This is a genomic window from bacterium, from assembly GCA_035559435.1.
Taxonomy (GTDB): Bacteria; Zixibacteria; MSB-5A5; order WJJR01; family WJJR01; genus JACQFV01.
Map to the genome: position 1 here is coordinate 13,666 of DATMBC010000092.1, position 15,427 is coordinate 29,092.

Below are 15,427 nucleotides of genomic sequence, written 5' to 3' on the forward strand. Positions count from 1 at the left end.
GAGTTTGTCATGACGCATGATCGTCGCTTCCGAGTGTACACCTTGTTTCTCGGCGTGCTGGCGGCCGTCACGATCTGGATTGTCGGATCGGGCGAGGCCACGCCGCACCGCGAGGCGTTGTGGGCGCAGGCGGACCGTCAACCGGTCGACACCGACCGCGGGCCGTCCACGTCGGGCGCCAGCCGTGAGACTCTCTATAAGTATTCGAAGCTATTGACCGACATCTCCTATCGCATCCAGTCGGCGTACATGGATACGATCAACACCAAGGAGATGATCTACTCCGGCATCCGCGGGATGCTCGATGTGCTGGATCCGTTTTCGGTGTTGATGGAGCAGCAGAACTACGACCGTCTGATGGAATCGACCCATGGCAAGTACGAGGGGTTGGGGATGCAGATCGATCTGCGCGAGGACACGGTGACCGTGGTCTCGCCGATCGAGGGCACGCCCGCCCAGCGGATGGGTCTGCAGGCGGGGGACCGAATCATCTCAATCGACGGCAAGAATGCGGTGGGCATGACCACCGAGCAGGCGTCGAAGTTGATGCGCGGTCCGGCGGGGACCAAGGTCTCCCTCACCATCAACCGGGTGGGGTTGCCCGAACCGCTGGAGTATGTGGTCGAGCGCGCGGTGATCGAGTTGAAGTCGGTGCCGTATTATGGCATGGCCGACGAGGCCAACAAGATCGGCTATCTGCGGCTCAACAAGTTTTCCGAGAGCACCGACAAGGAACTGCAGGATGCCCTGATCGCGCTGAAGGGCATGGGCGCGCAGAGCGTGATCTTCGATCTGCGTTACAACGGCGGCGGGCTCTTGGACCAGGCGGTCAAGACCGCCAATTTGTTCCTCGAGAAGGACAGACTGATCGTTTACACGCAAGGGCGCGACCCCGAGTCGCAGCGCAAGTACTTCTCGACCGAGCAGCCGATCGCGGCCGACATGCCGCTGGTCGTGCTGGTCGATGACGGGACCGCGTCGGCCTCGGAGATTGTCTCCGGCGCGATCCAGGACTGGGACCGCGGGCTGATCGTGGGCAACACGACCTTCGGCAAGGGGCTGGTGCAGCAGGTGTTCCGTCTGCCCGACACCGAGGATGTGGCGCTGAAACTGACCACGGCGCGCTACTTCGTGCCGTCGGGACGTTCGATTCAGAAGCCATCGCGCGCCACCAAGCACCCGAACATGGCCGACGAGGAAGCCACCGGCGAAGAGGATTCGGGGCATTCCAACGTGGTGGAGAAGGACGACTCGGAGGTCTACTACACCAACAAGGGGCGCAAGGTCTATGGCGGCGGCGGAATTGTGCCGGATGTGCTGATCGAGCGCGAATTGTTGCGGCCCTTGGAGATCAACCTGTGGCGGCAGGGCAAATTCTTCAATTACGCCGTCTATTACTCGTCGAAGAACCCGAACATCCCGCTTTCGTTCGAGGCATCGGACGAGGTGCTGGCCGACTTCCGCCGTTACCTGGAGGAGAACAAGTTCGACTACAAGACCGACACCGAAGTCGAACTGGACAAGATGCGCGACGCATTGAAAGACGATCCGGAACGTCTGGCGATTTACCAGTCGGCCCTGGATCAGATGAAGGCGCTGGTGGCCAAGGAAAAGGAATTGGCCTTCACCGAGAGCGCCGATGTGCTCAAGCGCGAGATCAAGCGGGCGATCCTGAACAAGGTGTACGGCGAGCGCGGATATTACGAAGGCGTCATCCTCAAGGATGATCCGTATGTCGCCAAGGCCAAGGAGCTGCTCATTAACAAGGAGGAGTATAAGAAGCTTCTGGCGACCGACACGAAGAAGAATGGTGACAAATCGTAAATAGGATCAACTCTCCGTGAGAACCTACGGCCCCGCGGCACCCGCGGGGCCGTTTTGTTGATTGGCGATTGACGATTTTCGATTGGCGATTGGCGATTGGGGGCTACCTCTGAGTGTGAGTGCGGGCGGTCTTCTTTGAGGCGATCACCATGGAGAGGATTTCATTGGCTTCTCGCATGAGAGTGTCGAGCTGGCGATTCTCCACCAGGCCGGCGCGGGTCAGCAGCTCCATCCAGTACAGGCATTCGTCGTATTCTTCCTCTACGATGCCCAATTTTGCGATGAAATCGGCGCGCGACCTGGCCCGGCATGCGGCGCGGTAGTTCGCGCCGACGGATGCCCCGCAGCGCAGCAGCTGTCGCGCGATGATATCACCCGTACGCGACTTCGGCAGCGCTTCGCACAGCCGGACAACCGCCAAAGCAAATTCCAGAGTCCGCGCCTTGAACACATCCGCATTCATACACGCAACTCCCCAGTCCTCCAATCGTCAATCGAAAATCGCCAATCGCCGATCATCCCGGGTCGGGGCCGTCTTCGACGGTGTTGCCTTCTTTGATGGAGAGGCGGACGGTGGTCTGGATGTCGCGAGTGAGGAAGCGCTGGATTTGGTCGCGGAAAACGGGGTCAAAGGATTTGGAGTCGATAGTCTTGGTCAGTTTGGATTTGGAGAGGTCGGAAACCTTGTCCCAGAGGCCGGAATCGCGCACGAGGCCTTCGAGGACCTTGCGTTGGGGGTCATCGGTGGCGGGCAGTTTCCAGATCGGCGAGCGGGTGACCGAGACCTGCACGCCATGCCCCTGAAGTTTGGTGAAGTTCATGCGGGCGGCGAAGTCGACGATCTGCTGCTTGAGTTCCTCGACTCTCTGCTCGGCCTGATCGAGACGGCGCCGGGCCTGCGCATACTGGTCGGCCAGCTTGACGCCGTCATCGGCGGCGAACTCCTGCGGGGACATGGCGGCGACCACGACCGCGTGGCGTTTGGCGGGACACAACTCGCGGAACTCGCACCAGTCGCAGAGCATGGACTCGTGAGGCGGGAAGTCGTTTTTGACTTTCGCCTCCTCGATGGTGTCGATCAGACGGATGGTGTCGAAGCGCAGTTCCTCGAGCTGGTCCGGCGTGCGGGTCGAGACCAGCGAGCGGTTGGCGCGCAGGTAATGCCAGATCAGGCGGACGTTCTTCACATCGTTGAGGCGGCGCTGAATGCCGATCTGGTAGAGCGCCAGCTGCCGGTCGCGGTCGACCTCCTCCTGGGTGCGCATGCGCTGATTGGTCTTGTAGTCATGGATTTCAATGGCGCCATCCTCGGCTTCGGCCAGCCGATCGATGAACCCCTGAATCTTGTAGTGGCCGGAGGGGTCCAGATCGAAGACCAGCCGTTCCTCGAGGCCAAGCACACGGGCATCGCGGAAGGGATAGAACTTCTTGAAGTAGTCCATGACACAGCGGCGGCCGAGGTTCTTGTAGTCCTCGCCGGTCAAATGCTCGCGCACGATCAGGATGTTCTCGTTCCACCCCTTGGTCCAGGCGTCCTCGTAGAAGGCGTTGAGGTCCTCCCATTTGGGGGTGCGCTCCATTTCCACCCACTTGTAGAGTTGTTCGAGGGTGTCATGGACCATCGAGCCCATGAAGGCCTCGGCGGTGGTCTCCTGCGCGACTTTCACCTGTTCGACATAGCGGAAGGCGAATTTGCGCGGGCAGTTTTCGTAGGTGGACAGACGGCTGTGGGAGTACATAAGCGACGCTCCGGGTTTGGATTGAATTATCGGCGGCGCGCGCGGGGAGACAATCACTTTGTGCGGGGAAACAAAGATTCCAAGCCGTCCGGCTCTCTTTGCCGGACGGCTTGGAATGACGGTTGGGGCGGGTGCGGCGAAGAGAGCCGAATTGCGGGAGTTGGAGAAGATGCGGCGGGATGATAGATTGTGGCCGGGGGTAATACGTCGGGTGGGCCGGTTGTAAGACCATGTTCCAGCTGAACAGTGAATTGTCATCCCGAGTCGCCGGCGGCGGGGGTATCTGCTTCTCCTGCCGAACAGGCATAAGCAGATGCTTCGCTGCGCTCAGCATGACAAAGTCAAGGAACCAGGGCGAGTCCGAGGCCCGCCTGCGCGCATCCATGAATTCCAGCCCATCGCTCTTGTGGAGGGCGAGGCTCCTGCCGAGCCTGCTCTTTGACTTCCGCTACGTCGTCCCGATCCGCCGCCGGCGGAGAGTGATCTGCTTTTCCTTCGAACCGGGAAAAAGCAGATGCATTGCGGCGCTCCGCATGGCAAGCTGGGTTGAAGCGCATCTTCTGAAACGTATGGCTGTGCGGCGAATCTTACTGACATTGCTGGCGCTGTTGCCGGGATGGAGCACGGCGGGATGGGGGCGTACACCGGCAACTTCCGCCTCTCCCCTGCCGTTGGCGGCGGGGGTGGCGGGATTCGACACCAACATTGTCTGGCGCATCCACGATACCGGATATTTGCGCGCGACCGCAACCAATTACGGCTACTTCGGCACGGTGCGTGAGCGGCTGCGCGATTCCGCCGGCGCGTTGGTGCCGGTGCTCGAATCGCCGGCGCATTCGCGGATCGAGTACATGTACGAGGCGGGGCTGTGGATCGGCGGGATTGTCGGCGGCGACACGCTGGTGTCCAGCGGATCGCTGGGCTTCGGGCAGTCGCACGAGCTGTACGCCGACAACTATGACCCGCCGGTCTACTCCGATCGGCTCGGGGATGATGAATGGACCTTTATCTACGGCGACACGACCACCGACCCGGAGACGGTGCGCGATGATCCCTATGACGGCCCGCACCGTCCCCTGCCGGTGCGGGTGCGCCAGAAGACCTACACTTTAGGCGCGCAATTGCACGATGGCGCGCTGTTCCAGGAGCTGGTGATCACCAACATCGGCACCGTGCCCATCGAGAGTCTGTGGGTGGGCTGGATGTGCGATCCCGACATCGGACATGCCGAGACCGAAGACTATTGGATGGATGATGTGGTCGGGCACACACGACGCAGCATCGTGCAGGGGGACCAGAGCACCGAAGTCTCGGTGGCCTGGGCGGCGGACAACGACGGCGACCCGGATTCGACCGATCATTTCGATGCCCGGTCGCCGCGGCGGATGTTCGGCTCGATGTACCTGGGCGGCTTCCCGCGTCTGACCGGGGAATCGTTCAACTGGTGGGTGCCATCGTTGCGCGACCCCTATGACTGGGGGCCGCAACGCGCGCCGGGCGACACCAACATCTTCGGCGGGCGCGGCTACGACGTGACGGATGCCTACCGTTACCGCCGCATGGCCAACCGCGAGCTGGACTATGCGCAACCGTACGCGGCGGTGGACCGGTCAGCCGAGGGCTGGATTGCGCCGACGCATGACTCGATCGCGGTCGACTTCGCCGACGGGTTCGACATTCGGTTTCTGCATACGGTGGGGGCGACGACCCTGGCGCCGGGGGATTCGCTGGTGGTGCACTGGGTGTGGATGGTGGCTCCCTACGGTCACACGCAGCCGTTGAATTTCAAAACGCTGTTTGACCCGCGGGATCCGTCGAAATACCTGCAGGGGCTGGGCATCAGCCAATTGGAGTATTACGCGCTCGACCAGCGTCATGCCTGGGACAGCGCCTTCTCGTTTCTGCCAATCGCGCCGCCGCGCACGTTTGACGTGGCGGGATGGAATGACACTTCGGGCGTGCTGACCTGGAGCGCGCGGCACACCGATCGGTTGACGTATTACCGCGTGCAGCGCCGCGCCGGCGACGGGAGCGATCGACGAACATTCAGCGCCGGCCTTGACACATCGTTTGTCGATGTCGGGCTGGATCGTTCGAAGACGTACTACTACACCGTCGCCTGCATGGGCCGTCCGGGGATCATCGGACCGGAGTCGATTAGCGACAGTCTCCTGCCCGACCGCCCGAAAACGCCGGCGCGTCCGATTGCGCTGGCGCAGCGGCATGAAATCCATCTGCACTGGCCGCCGAACGCCGAGGATGACATCAGCGGGTACCGTGTCTACCGACGCGCGCCGGGTGGCGACTGGGAGCTGATCGCGACGACCGACACGGCCACACGCGTCACCGATCAGGATGTCGCCGGGGCGACGCTATACGAGTACCGGGTGACGGCGCTCTCGTCGCTGGCCAACGAGAGTTATCCCTCGCCGGCAACGGTGGGTGTGGCGTTTGACTTCGATGGGCCGCCGCAGATTTTCGACTATACGCTGGCCAACGCATTCTCGCTGACCGACCGTGATTCGACCCGCGCGGTGTGGGAGCGTCTGCTTTCGGGAAGTCTATATCGCGACTTCGCGACCGGCGACCCTCCATTGACGCTGGTGGATTTTGATCCGCATCCGCTGACGGTGGTGACCGCCGACGGACGCGGGGCGATGGGCCGCGGCGAGGAGGAATTGCTGGCGGTGTATTCGAACGCGCGGGGTGTGACGGTTCTGTCGGGACGCGACTTGTTCAACTTTGAGGGCGTTCAGGCGGAGACGGTGGCGGTGCCGGCGGGATCGCTGGGGGCACTGGCCGGGATACGGCGGGTGTATTATCCGGCATCGCTTTTGGCCGGGCCCACACGGATGAACGCCGAGTTTGTCGCGGCGGCGCCGGCCGACCCGCGTCTGCCGCGCCTCGCCGTCGATGCCTCCCGCACCGGCTGGGGGCTCAACCCGGCGCTGCCGCATCCAGGCAACGCGGTGCCGTTTGTGGGCTTCTTCGAAATCGACACCGCCCAGGGAGAAGTACTCTACACGTTTGTATCCAGGGACAGCGCGCATTCGCCGCTGCAGGGCCAGGCGGTGGCAGTGCGGGCACGCGATCCCCAACGGACGCTGGTGGTCTTCGCTTTTCCCCTGTCGTACATGGATGAACAGGATGCGCGGGCGGCGTTGACGGCCATTCTCGGGCGGATGGGATACGGGGTGCCATCGGCGCGGGGCGATGCCGACAACGACGGGGCGGTGACGCCCGCCGATGTGGTCTTCCTCATCGATTACCTGTACCGGGATGGGTATCTGCTCTATGAATCGGCGGCGGATGTGAATGGGGATTGTGTGGTGGACATCCGGGATCTGGTTTACCTGATCGATCATGTGACCGGGGATGTGCCCCTGCCGGATGGGGTCTGTCCGTGAGCGCGGCAGAGGTGGGCTCGGATCAGGTTGAGAGCCTGTTCCTCTGCACGAACAACAAAGATCCCAAGACCCGGCAAAGAGCGCCGGGTCTTGGGATGACGGGATTTGGTATGGCGAAGGCGGGCCTCAGACCCGCGCTGGTTCCTTGACTTTGTCATGCTGAGCGCAGCGAAGCATCTGCTTTTTGACCGACGGCAGAAAAAGCAGATCCCTCTCTGCCTGCGGCGGATTGGGATGACATTGCGGGAGCCAAAGAGCAGGCTCGGCAGGAGCCTCGCCCTCCACAAGAGCGATTGGCTGGAATTCATGGATGAGCGCAGGCGGGCCTCAGACTCGCATAGGTTCATTGACTTTGTCATGCTGAGCGCAGCGAAGCATCTGCTTTTGACCGACGGCAGAAAAAGCAGATCCCTTGCCGCCGGCGGCGGATCGGGATGGTATAGCGGGAATTTGGATTGCGATTCAGAGTGGTGGGAGCAGGTCTGAGACCTGCCCCTTGTGGCCAGGTTTAGGCAGAGCCCTCAACGGCGAAGGCCGGGGTCTTATCCAAGACCCCGGCCTTTTGCCGTTCTGGAGCGTCCCTGCCCCCCCACCATGAACACTGGCTATTCTTCGAGCGTGACCTTCTTGGTGATGGTGATGCCGCCGAAGTTGGGATCGAGGTCGCGGACCACGATCAGCGCTTCGGAGAAACTCTGGTTGCTGCTGGCGAAGAACTCATATCCGCCGGCGATGCCATACTCGTTGGTGTACTGCGGCGATCCGGTGATGGTGCCGCCGGAATTGCAGCTCACCTCAACCAAATGGCCGCCCAGCGGGTTGCCCCAGCGGTCCTTGATCTGGATTTCGATCGGGGCGCTGGTGCCATAGACCATGCTCGACGGGACATCGACGATCGAGGTCTTGGAGTAGGCGGTGCCGGTCAGCAGGACCACCTGCACCTGATCGTTGTAGCCGAACACGCCACCCGAGCGCACACGGATGGTGGCGATGGCGCCGACACCCGAGTCGGGGACGGTGACGACATAATCGCGATCGAGCACGCCGGCGACGTAGTCGCCGACATAGACGGACGAATGGCAGCCGTCGCGGGCGACGCCATCGGCGATGGTGCCGATGTCGGCTTCGACTTCGACGGTGGTGTTGTCATCGACGAAGACGCCGTTGCCATCGCGGACATCGATGACCACTTCGCCCTTGTCGCGGTTGTCGGCCAACAGCGTGTCGGGATAGGCGAGGAACTGGCCGAAGGCGGCCGGGCCGGACTCGATGAAGACGCTGGTGTCGGCCACTTGGCCGCCGGCGGTCTGCGCCCAGTACCAGACATAGCCGTCGTTTTTCGGCGCGCCGGAATGCCAGGTCGATCCGGCGGTGCCGCGCTGGGTGAGCGTCGGATTGGTGACGTCGGCACCCTCAATCAGGCCCTGCTCGCAGCCAAACCAGACGGCGGTCGAGTCGGGGACTTCGTTGCCCCACTGGTCGACGACCAGGGCGACGATGTCGTTGGTGGCGTTGACGACTTCCCACGAGGGGACGTTGCAATCGGCGGCGCCGAGCGACAGGTAGGCCGGCGGGCCGGAACGAATGACCAGATGGCTGGCCGCGGAGACCACCGCGCCCGAGCGGGCCAACACGCGCACGGTACCCGAGGCGCTGCCGGCATTGAGCGTGACGGTCGCCACGCCGTTGGCGTCGGTGATCGCCTTGACCGGACCGACCGGGTCGCCGTTGATCGCCTCACCGCCGCCGGGACCGGCGGTGATGAGGAACTCGACCTCACGGCCCTGCGGCGCCGGATTGCCCTTGGCGTCGAAGGTGGCCGCGGTCAGCGGGGCAAACTCGATGCCGCCGGTGCCGCGCACCTGGACAGTCTGCCAGCCGGGGGTGAGCACGATCGAGTGCACCGAATCATTGGAGGTCAGCGAGAGCGAGACTTCCGCCGAGAAGTGAGCGCCGGGCTGGCCGCCGGTGGCCTTGATGTAAACCACGCCCGCGGTCGAGCCGGCGGTGTAGGTCGTCACGGCCTGGCCGCCGGTGGTGGTCACGGTCGGCTCGATGGCGCCGATCGGATCCCAGAGACCATCGGAATCCAGATCGTAGATCAGCGTGTCGACGCTGTTGGTCCAGATGCCGTCGCCGTTGACATCCATGAATTTTTCACCGGCGACAAACTTGATGACGGTGCCGTCGCCGACAGGATTGCCACTGCCATCGGAAACCAGCGCGTTGATGGTCGCGGTGGAGAGGCCATCGGCCTGCACCAGCGCCGGAGTGACGGTCAGCACGATGTGGCCGTCGGTGTTGCCGCCGCCGCCGATGTCTTCTTCGACGATGATGTCCTTATAGAGCGTGGTCTGGTCGCCTTCGACCCGGGCGCTGATGCGAACGCTGCCCGCGGTGGTGGCGGTAAAGATGGTCGACGCCAACCCCTCGTCGTTGGTGACCACGACGCTGGAGTTGAACACGCCGCCGGTGTTCGGATTGGCGAACAGGTAGACGGTCGCGTCGGCGAGCGGTTCGCTGTTGGCGTTGGTGACCAGCACCTCAACGACGGCGGTTTCCCCCTCGGCCAGGATGGCGGGGGTGACATCGACACCTTGCAGTGTCGCGGTGGTGTCGGTCTTGTTGACGCCCGAACAGGCGCCCAACCCGAAGGCAAGCACTCCGATCCATAGCGCGCGTCCGATCCGTCCCGCGCACGCCCAGTCGCTCCGTGGCATCTCGCCGCTCCTTGTTTGCATCAAGTCCCCTCAAGTCCCCATGAATTCGTGGTCACGGCCCGCCCTTGGGCCGCATGGAACAGGACTCCCGCGAGTGGCGGGGGTTCTTAGACTGGTATCGGAGGATTGGTGGGGGAATTTAGCGCGTAATGCGGTCAAGTTGCGGGGGGCGAGCGCGGGCCGGACTATGGGAATACCCCCACACTCGCCGGTTTCCGCGCCGTGAAAGCCGGCATCCGGGGCCGGAGGATGGCCAGAATTGTCCTTGCCCGGCCCTGTGGCGGGGTTTTACCATTAAAGTATGACGAATTTCGTCCGCTTTCCGGTCGAACAGTCATCCCGGTAATCGCGCTTCACCCGTGCTGTGACAACAAAGCAGGTCAACAGGTCCAGGTACCCTCACCATTACACGCCTGGAAAGGAGTGCATCATGAACAGGCGAAGTGTTCGGAGGGCAGTGAAGACGCTGACCCTGATTGGAATGCTCATTTCGATCATTGCTTCGGAAGCGTATGCGGGCTCCGGACCGCTGTTGCCACTTCTGCCGGGCATGAAGCCGGTGGCGGCCGACGCGACGCCCAAGGGCGCGGCGGAGACGGAGGGAATGGGCGTTCCGTACCCTTCCCCGCTGCTCTACCGGAAGAACGGCGACGCGGATACCGTCTTAATGGGATACTCCGTGGACGGGGGCGCGGATGTCAACGGCGACGGCGTGCCGGACTTCATCGTGGGCGCGCCACTGGCCTCGCCCAACGGCGTCATCAATGCCGGCTCGGCGCATGTGTACTCGGGCCTGGACGGCAGCCTGCTCTACCAGATCAACGGCACGGATTCCGCCGAGGTTGTCGGGGTGTCGGTGGCGATGCTGGGGGATGTCAACGGTGATGCCCGTGCCGACTTCCTGGTGGGGGCGCCGTACGCCGATCCGGGCGGCTTGACCGACGCGGGTTCGGTGTACCTCTACTCCGGCATGAACGGCATCCTGCTGCAGCAAAAGGACGGCGGCGCGGCCGATGACAATTTCGGGTGGTCGGTGGCGCGCGCCGGGAACGTCAACGCCGACGCCATTCCCGATTATGTGGTGGGCGCGCCCTATGCGGATTCCGGCGCGGCGCAGAGCGCGGGCAATGTCTACGTGTACTCGGGGGCCGGGGGCGGGCTGCTCCATCGAAAGTATGGTGACTCGATGTATGTGAATCTCGGGTTGTCGGTCGCCGGAGCCGGAGATGTCAATGCCGATGGGAGGGCGGATTTCATGGCGGGAGCGCCATACGGCGGCTCCGGCCGCGGCGCGGCTTACGTGTATTCCGGGCTGACCGGAGCGATTCTGCACTACGTCACCGGCGATTCAATCGGCGCGAACCTGGGGCAGTCCATCGCCGGCATGGGCGATGTCAACGGCGACGGGTACCGTGACTTCATCGTCGGGGCGCCTTACTACCGCAATTACACAGGCGCTGCGTACGTCTTCTCAGGGTTCGACGGGGCGCTGCTCCGTCGATTTGACGGCATGCCGGGAAGTTCCTTCGGCTACGCCGTCGCGCCGGCGGATGTCAACGGCGACGGTCTCAATGACGCCATGATCACGGCGCCCGGAACCGAAGTCGGGGGCTTGATGCAGGCGGGCGCGACGATGATCTACTCGCTGAAGGATGGGGCGATTCTCCATCACAGTCTGGGATCGCAACAGTTGGGGCTCTACGGGTTCCATGTCGCGAGGATGGGGGACGTTAACGGAGACGGGCGCGACGAGTTTCTCATCGGCGAGCCGCGGGCCACGGTCAATACGGACCTGCTTGCCGGATCGGCCTATGCCCTGATGTGGGGCGCGTCCGAGGAGATCACCATGCTGGCCGACATTCCCAACGATCAGGGAAAGCAGATGCGGATTCAGTGGTCGGACATTCCGGCCAACGACGGGTTCATTCAGGAGTTCGCCATCTATCGCCGTGTGGACGGCAATCTGTCGTCGAAGTCCGTTGATCCTTATGCGCGCAAGTCGACGCCGCCCGGAGTGTGGGACTTTGTGATGTCGGTGCCGGCGCGCGGAGACAGTCTGTACAGCACGGTTGTGCCGACGTTGCGCGATTCGACAATCGCCGACGGAATGTGGTGGACGGTCTTTTTTGTCAGCGGCATCGGGGAAAACCCGGTTGACCACTTCGATTCGCCGGTGGATTCGGGGTACTCGCTGGACAACCTCGCGCCGGCGCCGCCGACCAACCTGATCGCCGCCTTCAGCGGGTCCGATGTTGATCTGGACTGGAAGTCGTCCGCGACCGCCGACTTTGATTACTATCGCGTCTATCGTGACACCGTGCCCGGATTCGCCCTGGATCCGAACAAGGTCATCGGGGAGACCTCGGACACCAGCTTTGTGGACAGCAACGCGCCTTCGGCGGCCGCGGTCTACTACCGGGTGAGCGCGGTCGATTTCTCCGGCAACGAGGGGTCGCCTTCCAACGAGGCGTCGCCTTCGTCGTGCCCGTGCAATTGCGCCGCCGATCCGGCCTGCGACGGGGTGACCGATGTGTTTGACGTAACGCATGCGGTCAATGTGGCGTTTCGCAACGCGGCGCCGATCGGCGATTCAAATCCGCTGTGTCCGTACACCACCACCGATGTCGATTGCAACGGGGTGACCAACATCTTCGATGTCACGCATCTGGTCAATGTGGCGTTCCGGAACGCGAATGCGGCGGTGGAATTCTGCAATCCGTGTCCGTGATGGGAGGAGCCGGCGAGACTCAGTCGTCACCACCCGACGAGGCAACGTCATTCCGATCCGCCGCCGGCGGAGAGGAATCTGTTCTCTTTCGCGCTGCGGAACAGCAGATTCCTCCCCCCGCCAGAGAGCGGCGGGGTTCGGAATGACAAAGCGGGACGTGTCGGGTCGGTGGAGGCAAGGGGCCAAAAGCCCCTTGTCCGGAATGGGGATATTCGCGTGGTGAATGGGGCAGGTCGGCGACCTGCCCCTGTTTGTGTGCGGTATTTCGGTCAGCCGATCACTTCGGCGTCGATGACGTCGGGTTCGGGGCGTGAGGTCTTTCGGATGATGAAGTCGCCGTCCTCGAAATCGACGGTCAGGTGATCGCCGGGGCCGAACTCGTTGCGCAACAGCGCGGCTGCGATCTTCTGGGCGACATCCTTTTGCACCAGACGGCGGAGCGGACGCGCGCCATAGACGGCATCGTAGCCGCGCGCGGCCAGCGCGGCGCGGGCGGCGCTCGAGAGCTCGGCGGTGATCCCCTGCTCGGCCAGGCGCGACTTCAACGCCGCAAACTGCAGTTCGGCGATTTGCTCGATCGCTTCGGGCGAGAGCGGATTGAAGACCACGATCTCGTCGATGCGGTTGAGGAATTCCGGGCGCACGGCGCGGCGCAGCGCCTCCATGGCGCCCTCGCGGATGGCGGCGCGGCGGGATTCTTCGGTGAGCGAGTCCTGCGACGCGCGCGCGATCTCCGTTGCGCCGAGGTTGGAGGTCATAATCAGGATCGTGTTCTCGAAAGAGACGGTTCTCCCCTTGTTGTCGGTCAGACGGCCATCATCGAGAACCTGCAGGAGAATGTTGAAGACCTCGGGATGCGCTTTCTCCAATTCATCGAACAGGACAACCGAGTAAGGCCGGCGACGGACCGCCTCGGTCAGCTGGCCCCCCTCATCGTAGCCGACATACCCCGGCGGCGCGCCGACCAGGCGCGAGACCGAGTGTTTCTCGGAGTACTCCGACATGTCGATGCGGATCATCGCCTCGACCGAGCCAAACAGCGTCGCGGCGAGGGTCTTGGCCAGCTCGGTCTTGCCGACGCCGGTCGGACCGAGGAAGATGAAGGAGCCGCGCGGACGGTGGGGCTCATTGAGACCGGCGCGCGAGGCGCGGACCACGCCCGCGACGGCCGCGACCGCCTCGGGCTGGCCGATCACGCGGGCTGACAGTTCCTCTTCCAGATGAATCAGGCGCTGGATCTCGCTGGTGGAGAGGCGTTCGACGGGAATGCCGGTCCATTTGGAGACGATCTCGGCGATGTCGTCGGCGTCGACCTCCTCCTTGAGCAGGCGGCCCTGAGGAGCCGGCTCGGCGGACGCCCCGCCCTCGCTAAGGTTGCCGCCCTCCCGGTGTGTTCCCTGGTGGAGTTTGGCGGTTTCGATTTTGATCAGGCGTTCCTGGTCGGGGATGTCCTGGTAACGGATGCGGGCGGCATCCTCATAGCGTCCCTGGCGTGAGGCCAGTTCCATGTCGAGTTTGAGGCGTTCGATCTTTTCCTTGGCGTCACGGATGATCTGCACGGACTGCTTTTCGGCGGCCCAGCGGCTTTCCAGTTCGACACGCTGAGCGTTCAGTCTCTCCAGTTGCTCCTCGATCGGGCGCAGGCGGACGGCAGCGTCGGGCTCGCGGCGCAGCGCCTCGCGTTCGATTTCCAGCTGCATGATCTGGTGATCGAGACGGTCGAGTTCCTCGGGACGCGAGTCGATCTGGATGCGCAGATCGGCGGCCGCCTCATCGATCAGGTCGATCGCCTTGTCCGGGAGCTGGCGGTCGGCGATGTAGCGCTCCGAGAGCGTGGCGGCGGCAACCAGGGCGGCGTCCTGGATGCGGACGCCGTGGTGCAGCTCGTAACGTTCCTTCAGCCCGCGCAGGATCGAGATGGTCTCGGGCACGGTCGGCTCGGCCACCAGGATCGGCTGGAAGCGGCGCTCGAGGGCGGCGTCTTTTTCGATGTGTTTGCGATACTCGGTGATTGTGGTCGCGCCGATGCAGCGCAATTGGCCGCGGGCGAGCGCGGGTTTCAGCAGGTTGGAGGCATCGACGCTGCCTTCGGCGGCGCCGGCGCCGACGACGGTGTGCAATTCATCGATGAAGAGGATGATGCCGCCGGCCGATTCCTCAACTTCGGCGAGCACGCCCTTCAATCGTTCCTCGAATTCGCCGCGGAACTTGGCCCCGGCAACCATCGCGCCGAGGTCGAGGGCGATGAGGCGCCGGTTCTTGAGCGGCTCGGGGACATCGCCGGCGGCGATCTTGCGCGCCAGCCCTTCGGCAATCGCGGTTTTCCCCACGCCCGGCTCGCCGATCAGCACCGGATTGTTCTTGGTGCGGCGGGAGAGGACCTTCATCACACGGCGGATTTCCTCGTCGCGCCCGATCACCGGGTCGAGCTTGCCCTCGCGGGCCATCGCGGTGAGGTCGCGTCCAAAACGATCGAGGGCCATCATGCGGTTTTCCGCCCCTTCCTCGCCGGCACCCTTGCGGTTAAGCATCTCATCGACGGCGTCGCGGAGACGGTTGGCATCGGCGCCGAGCGCGGCGAGGGCATCGCGGATGGCGCGGTCGGGCTTGTCGAAAACCGCCCAGAGCAGGTGGGCGGCGTTGACAAACTGATGCCCCGACCTGCCGGCGCGGTTCTGCGCGGCGGAGAAGATCGCCGCCAGCGCGCTGGAAGTACCCGGCGGCTGCGTTGCGCCTTCGACGCGCGGCAACCGGGACAGCGCGACGCTTAACTCGCCGGCCAGACGGTCGGGGTCGGCGCCCTCCTTCTGCAGGAGGGCGCGGGCCATGCCGCCTTCATCGATCAACGCGGACAGCAGGTGCGCCGGGGTCAGCTCGGAGTGCCCGGCCGATTGCGCGGACTGCAGCATCGACTGCAGGATGAGTTTGGCGTTGTCGGTCCAACGGTCCAAGGAGATCATGGTCGACTCCTCTCGTATCCTTTACGCCATTGACAGCGCGTCGTGCCGC

General features: G+C 63.6%; 7 protein-coding genes. 3 read left to right on the plus strand and 4 right to left on the minus strand.

Features of this window, described 5'->3' with window-relative positions:
• The first annotated feature begins 9 nt into the window (after positions 1 to 9).
• Entirely contained in the window at positions 10 to 1,824 is a 1,815-nt protein-coding gene (locus VNN55_10745; GenBank protein ID HWO58032.1) for a S41 family peptidase, read from the plus strand.
• A gap of 103 nt (positions 1,825 to 1,927) precedes the next feature.
• Here the strand turns inward: VNN55_10745 and VNN55_10750 are convergent, their stop codons facing one another.
• Both VNN55_10750 and VNN55_10755 read right to left on the minus strand, forming a co-directional pair.
• A complete protein-coding gene (locus VNN55_10750) occupies positions 1,928 to 2,287 on the minus strand; it encodes a four helix bundle protein (protein HWO58033.1) in 360 nt (119 codons plus the stop codon).
• A 52-nt stretch (positions 2,288 to 2,339) separates the two neighbouring features.
• Positions 2,340 to 3,563: a PD-(D/E)XK nuclease family protein gene (locus tag VNN55_10755; protein ID HWO58034.1), complete on the minus strand. Its 1,224-nt coding sequence runs from the start codon at positions 3,561 to 3,563 to the stop codon at positions 2,340 to 2,342.
• A 575-nt stretch (positions 3,564 to 4,138) separates the two neighbouring features.
• On the opposite strand from VNN55_10755, the gene VNN55_10760 reads away from it, so the two are divergent.
• Entirely contained in the window at positions 4,139 to 6,970 is a 2,832-nt protein-coding gene (locus VNN55_10760) for a dockerin type I domain-containing protein (protein ID HWO58035.1), read from the plus strand.
• Positions 6,971 to 7,575: 605 nt separating this feature from the next.
• On the opposite strand, the gene VNN55_10765 is transcribed toward VNN55_10760, so the two are convergent.
• Positions 7,576 to 9,690, minus strand: coding sequence for a hypothetical protein (locus VNN55_10765; GenBank protein HWO58036.1), 2,115 nt, complete (start codon positions 9,688 to 9,690; stop codon positions 7,576 to 7,578).
• Between the two features lie 457 nt (positions 9,691 to 10,147).
• On the opposite strand from VNN55_10765, the gene VNN55_10770 reads away from it, so the two are divergent.
• A complete protein-coding gene (locus VNN55_10770; GenBank protein HWO58037.1) occupies positions 10,148 to 12,418 on the plus strand; it encodes an integrin alpha in 2,271 nt (756 codons plus the stop codon).
• 269 nt (positions 12,419 to 12,687) lie between these two features.
• Here the strand turns inward: VNN55_10770 and VNN55_10775 are convergent, their stop codons facing one another.
• Entirely contained in the window at positions 12,688 to 15,378 is a 2,691-nt protein-coding gene (locus VNN55_10775; GenBank protein ID HWO58038.1) for an AAA family ATPase, read from the minus strand.
• Positions 15,379 to 15,427 lie beyond the last annotated feature (49 nt).

What these genes read in the sequence shown, in the direction of transcription:
- VNN55_10745 (HWO58032.1), top strand. Translation starts at nt 10, where the DNA reads ATGACGCATGATCGTCGCTTCCGAGTGTACACCTTGTTTCTCGGCGTG.
- VNN55_10750 (HWO58033.1), bottom strand. Translation starts at nt 2,287, where the DNA reads ATGAATGCGGATGTGTTCAAGGCGCGGACTCTGGAATTTGCTTTGGCG.
- VNN55_10755 (HWO58034.1), bottom strand. Translation starts at nt 3,563, where the DNA reads ATGTACTCCCACAGCCGTCTGTCCACCTACGAAAACTGCCCGCGCAAA.
- VNN55_10765 (HWO58036.1), bottom strand. Translation starts at nt 9,690, where the DNA reads ATGCCACGGAGCGACTGGGCGTGCGCGGGACGGATCGGACGCGCGCTA.
- VNN55_10775 (HWO58038.1), bottom strand. Translation starts at nt 15,378, where the DNA reads ATGATCTCCTTGGACCGTTGGACCGACAACGCCAAACTCATCCTGCAG.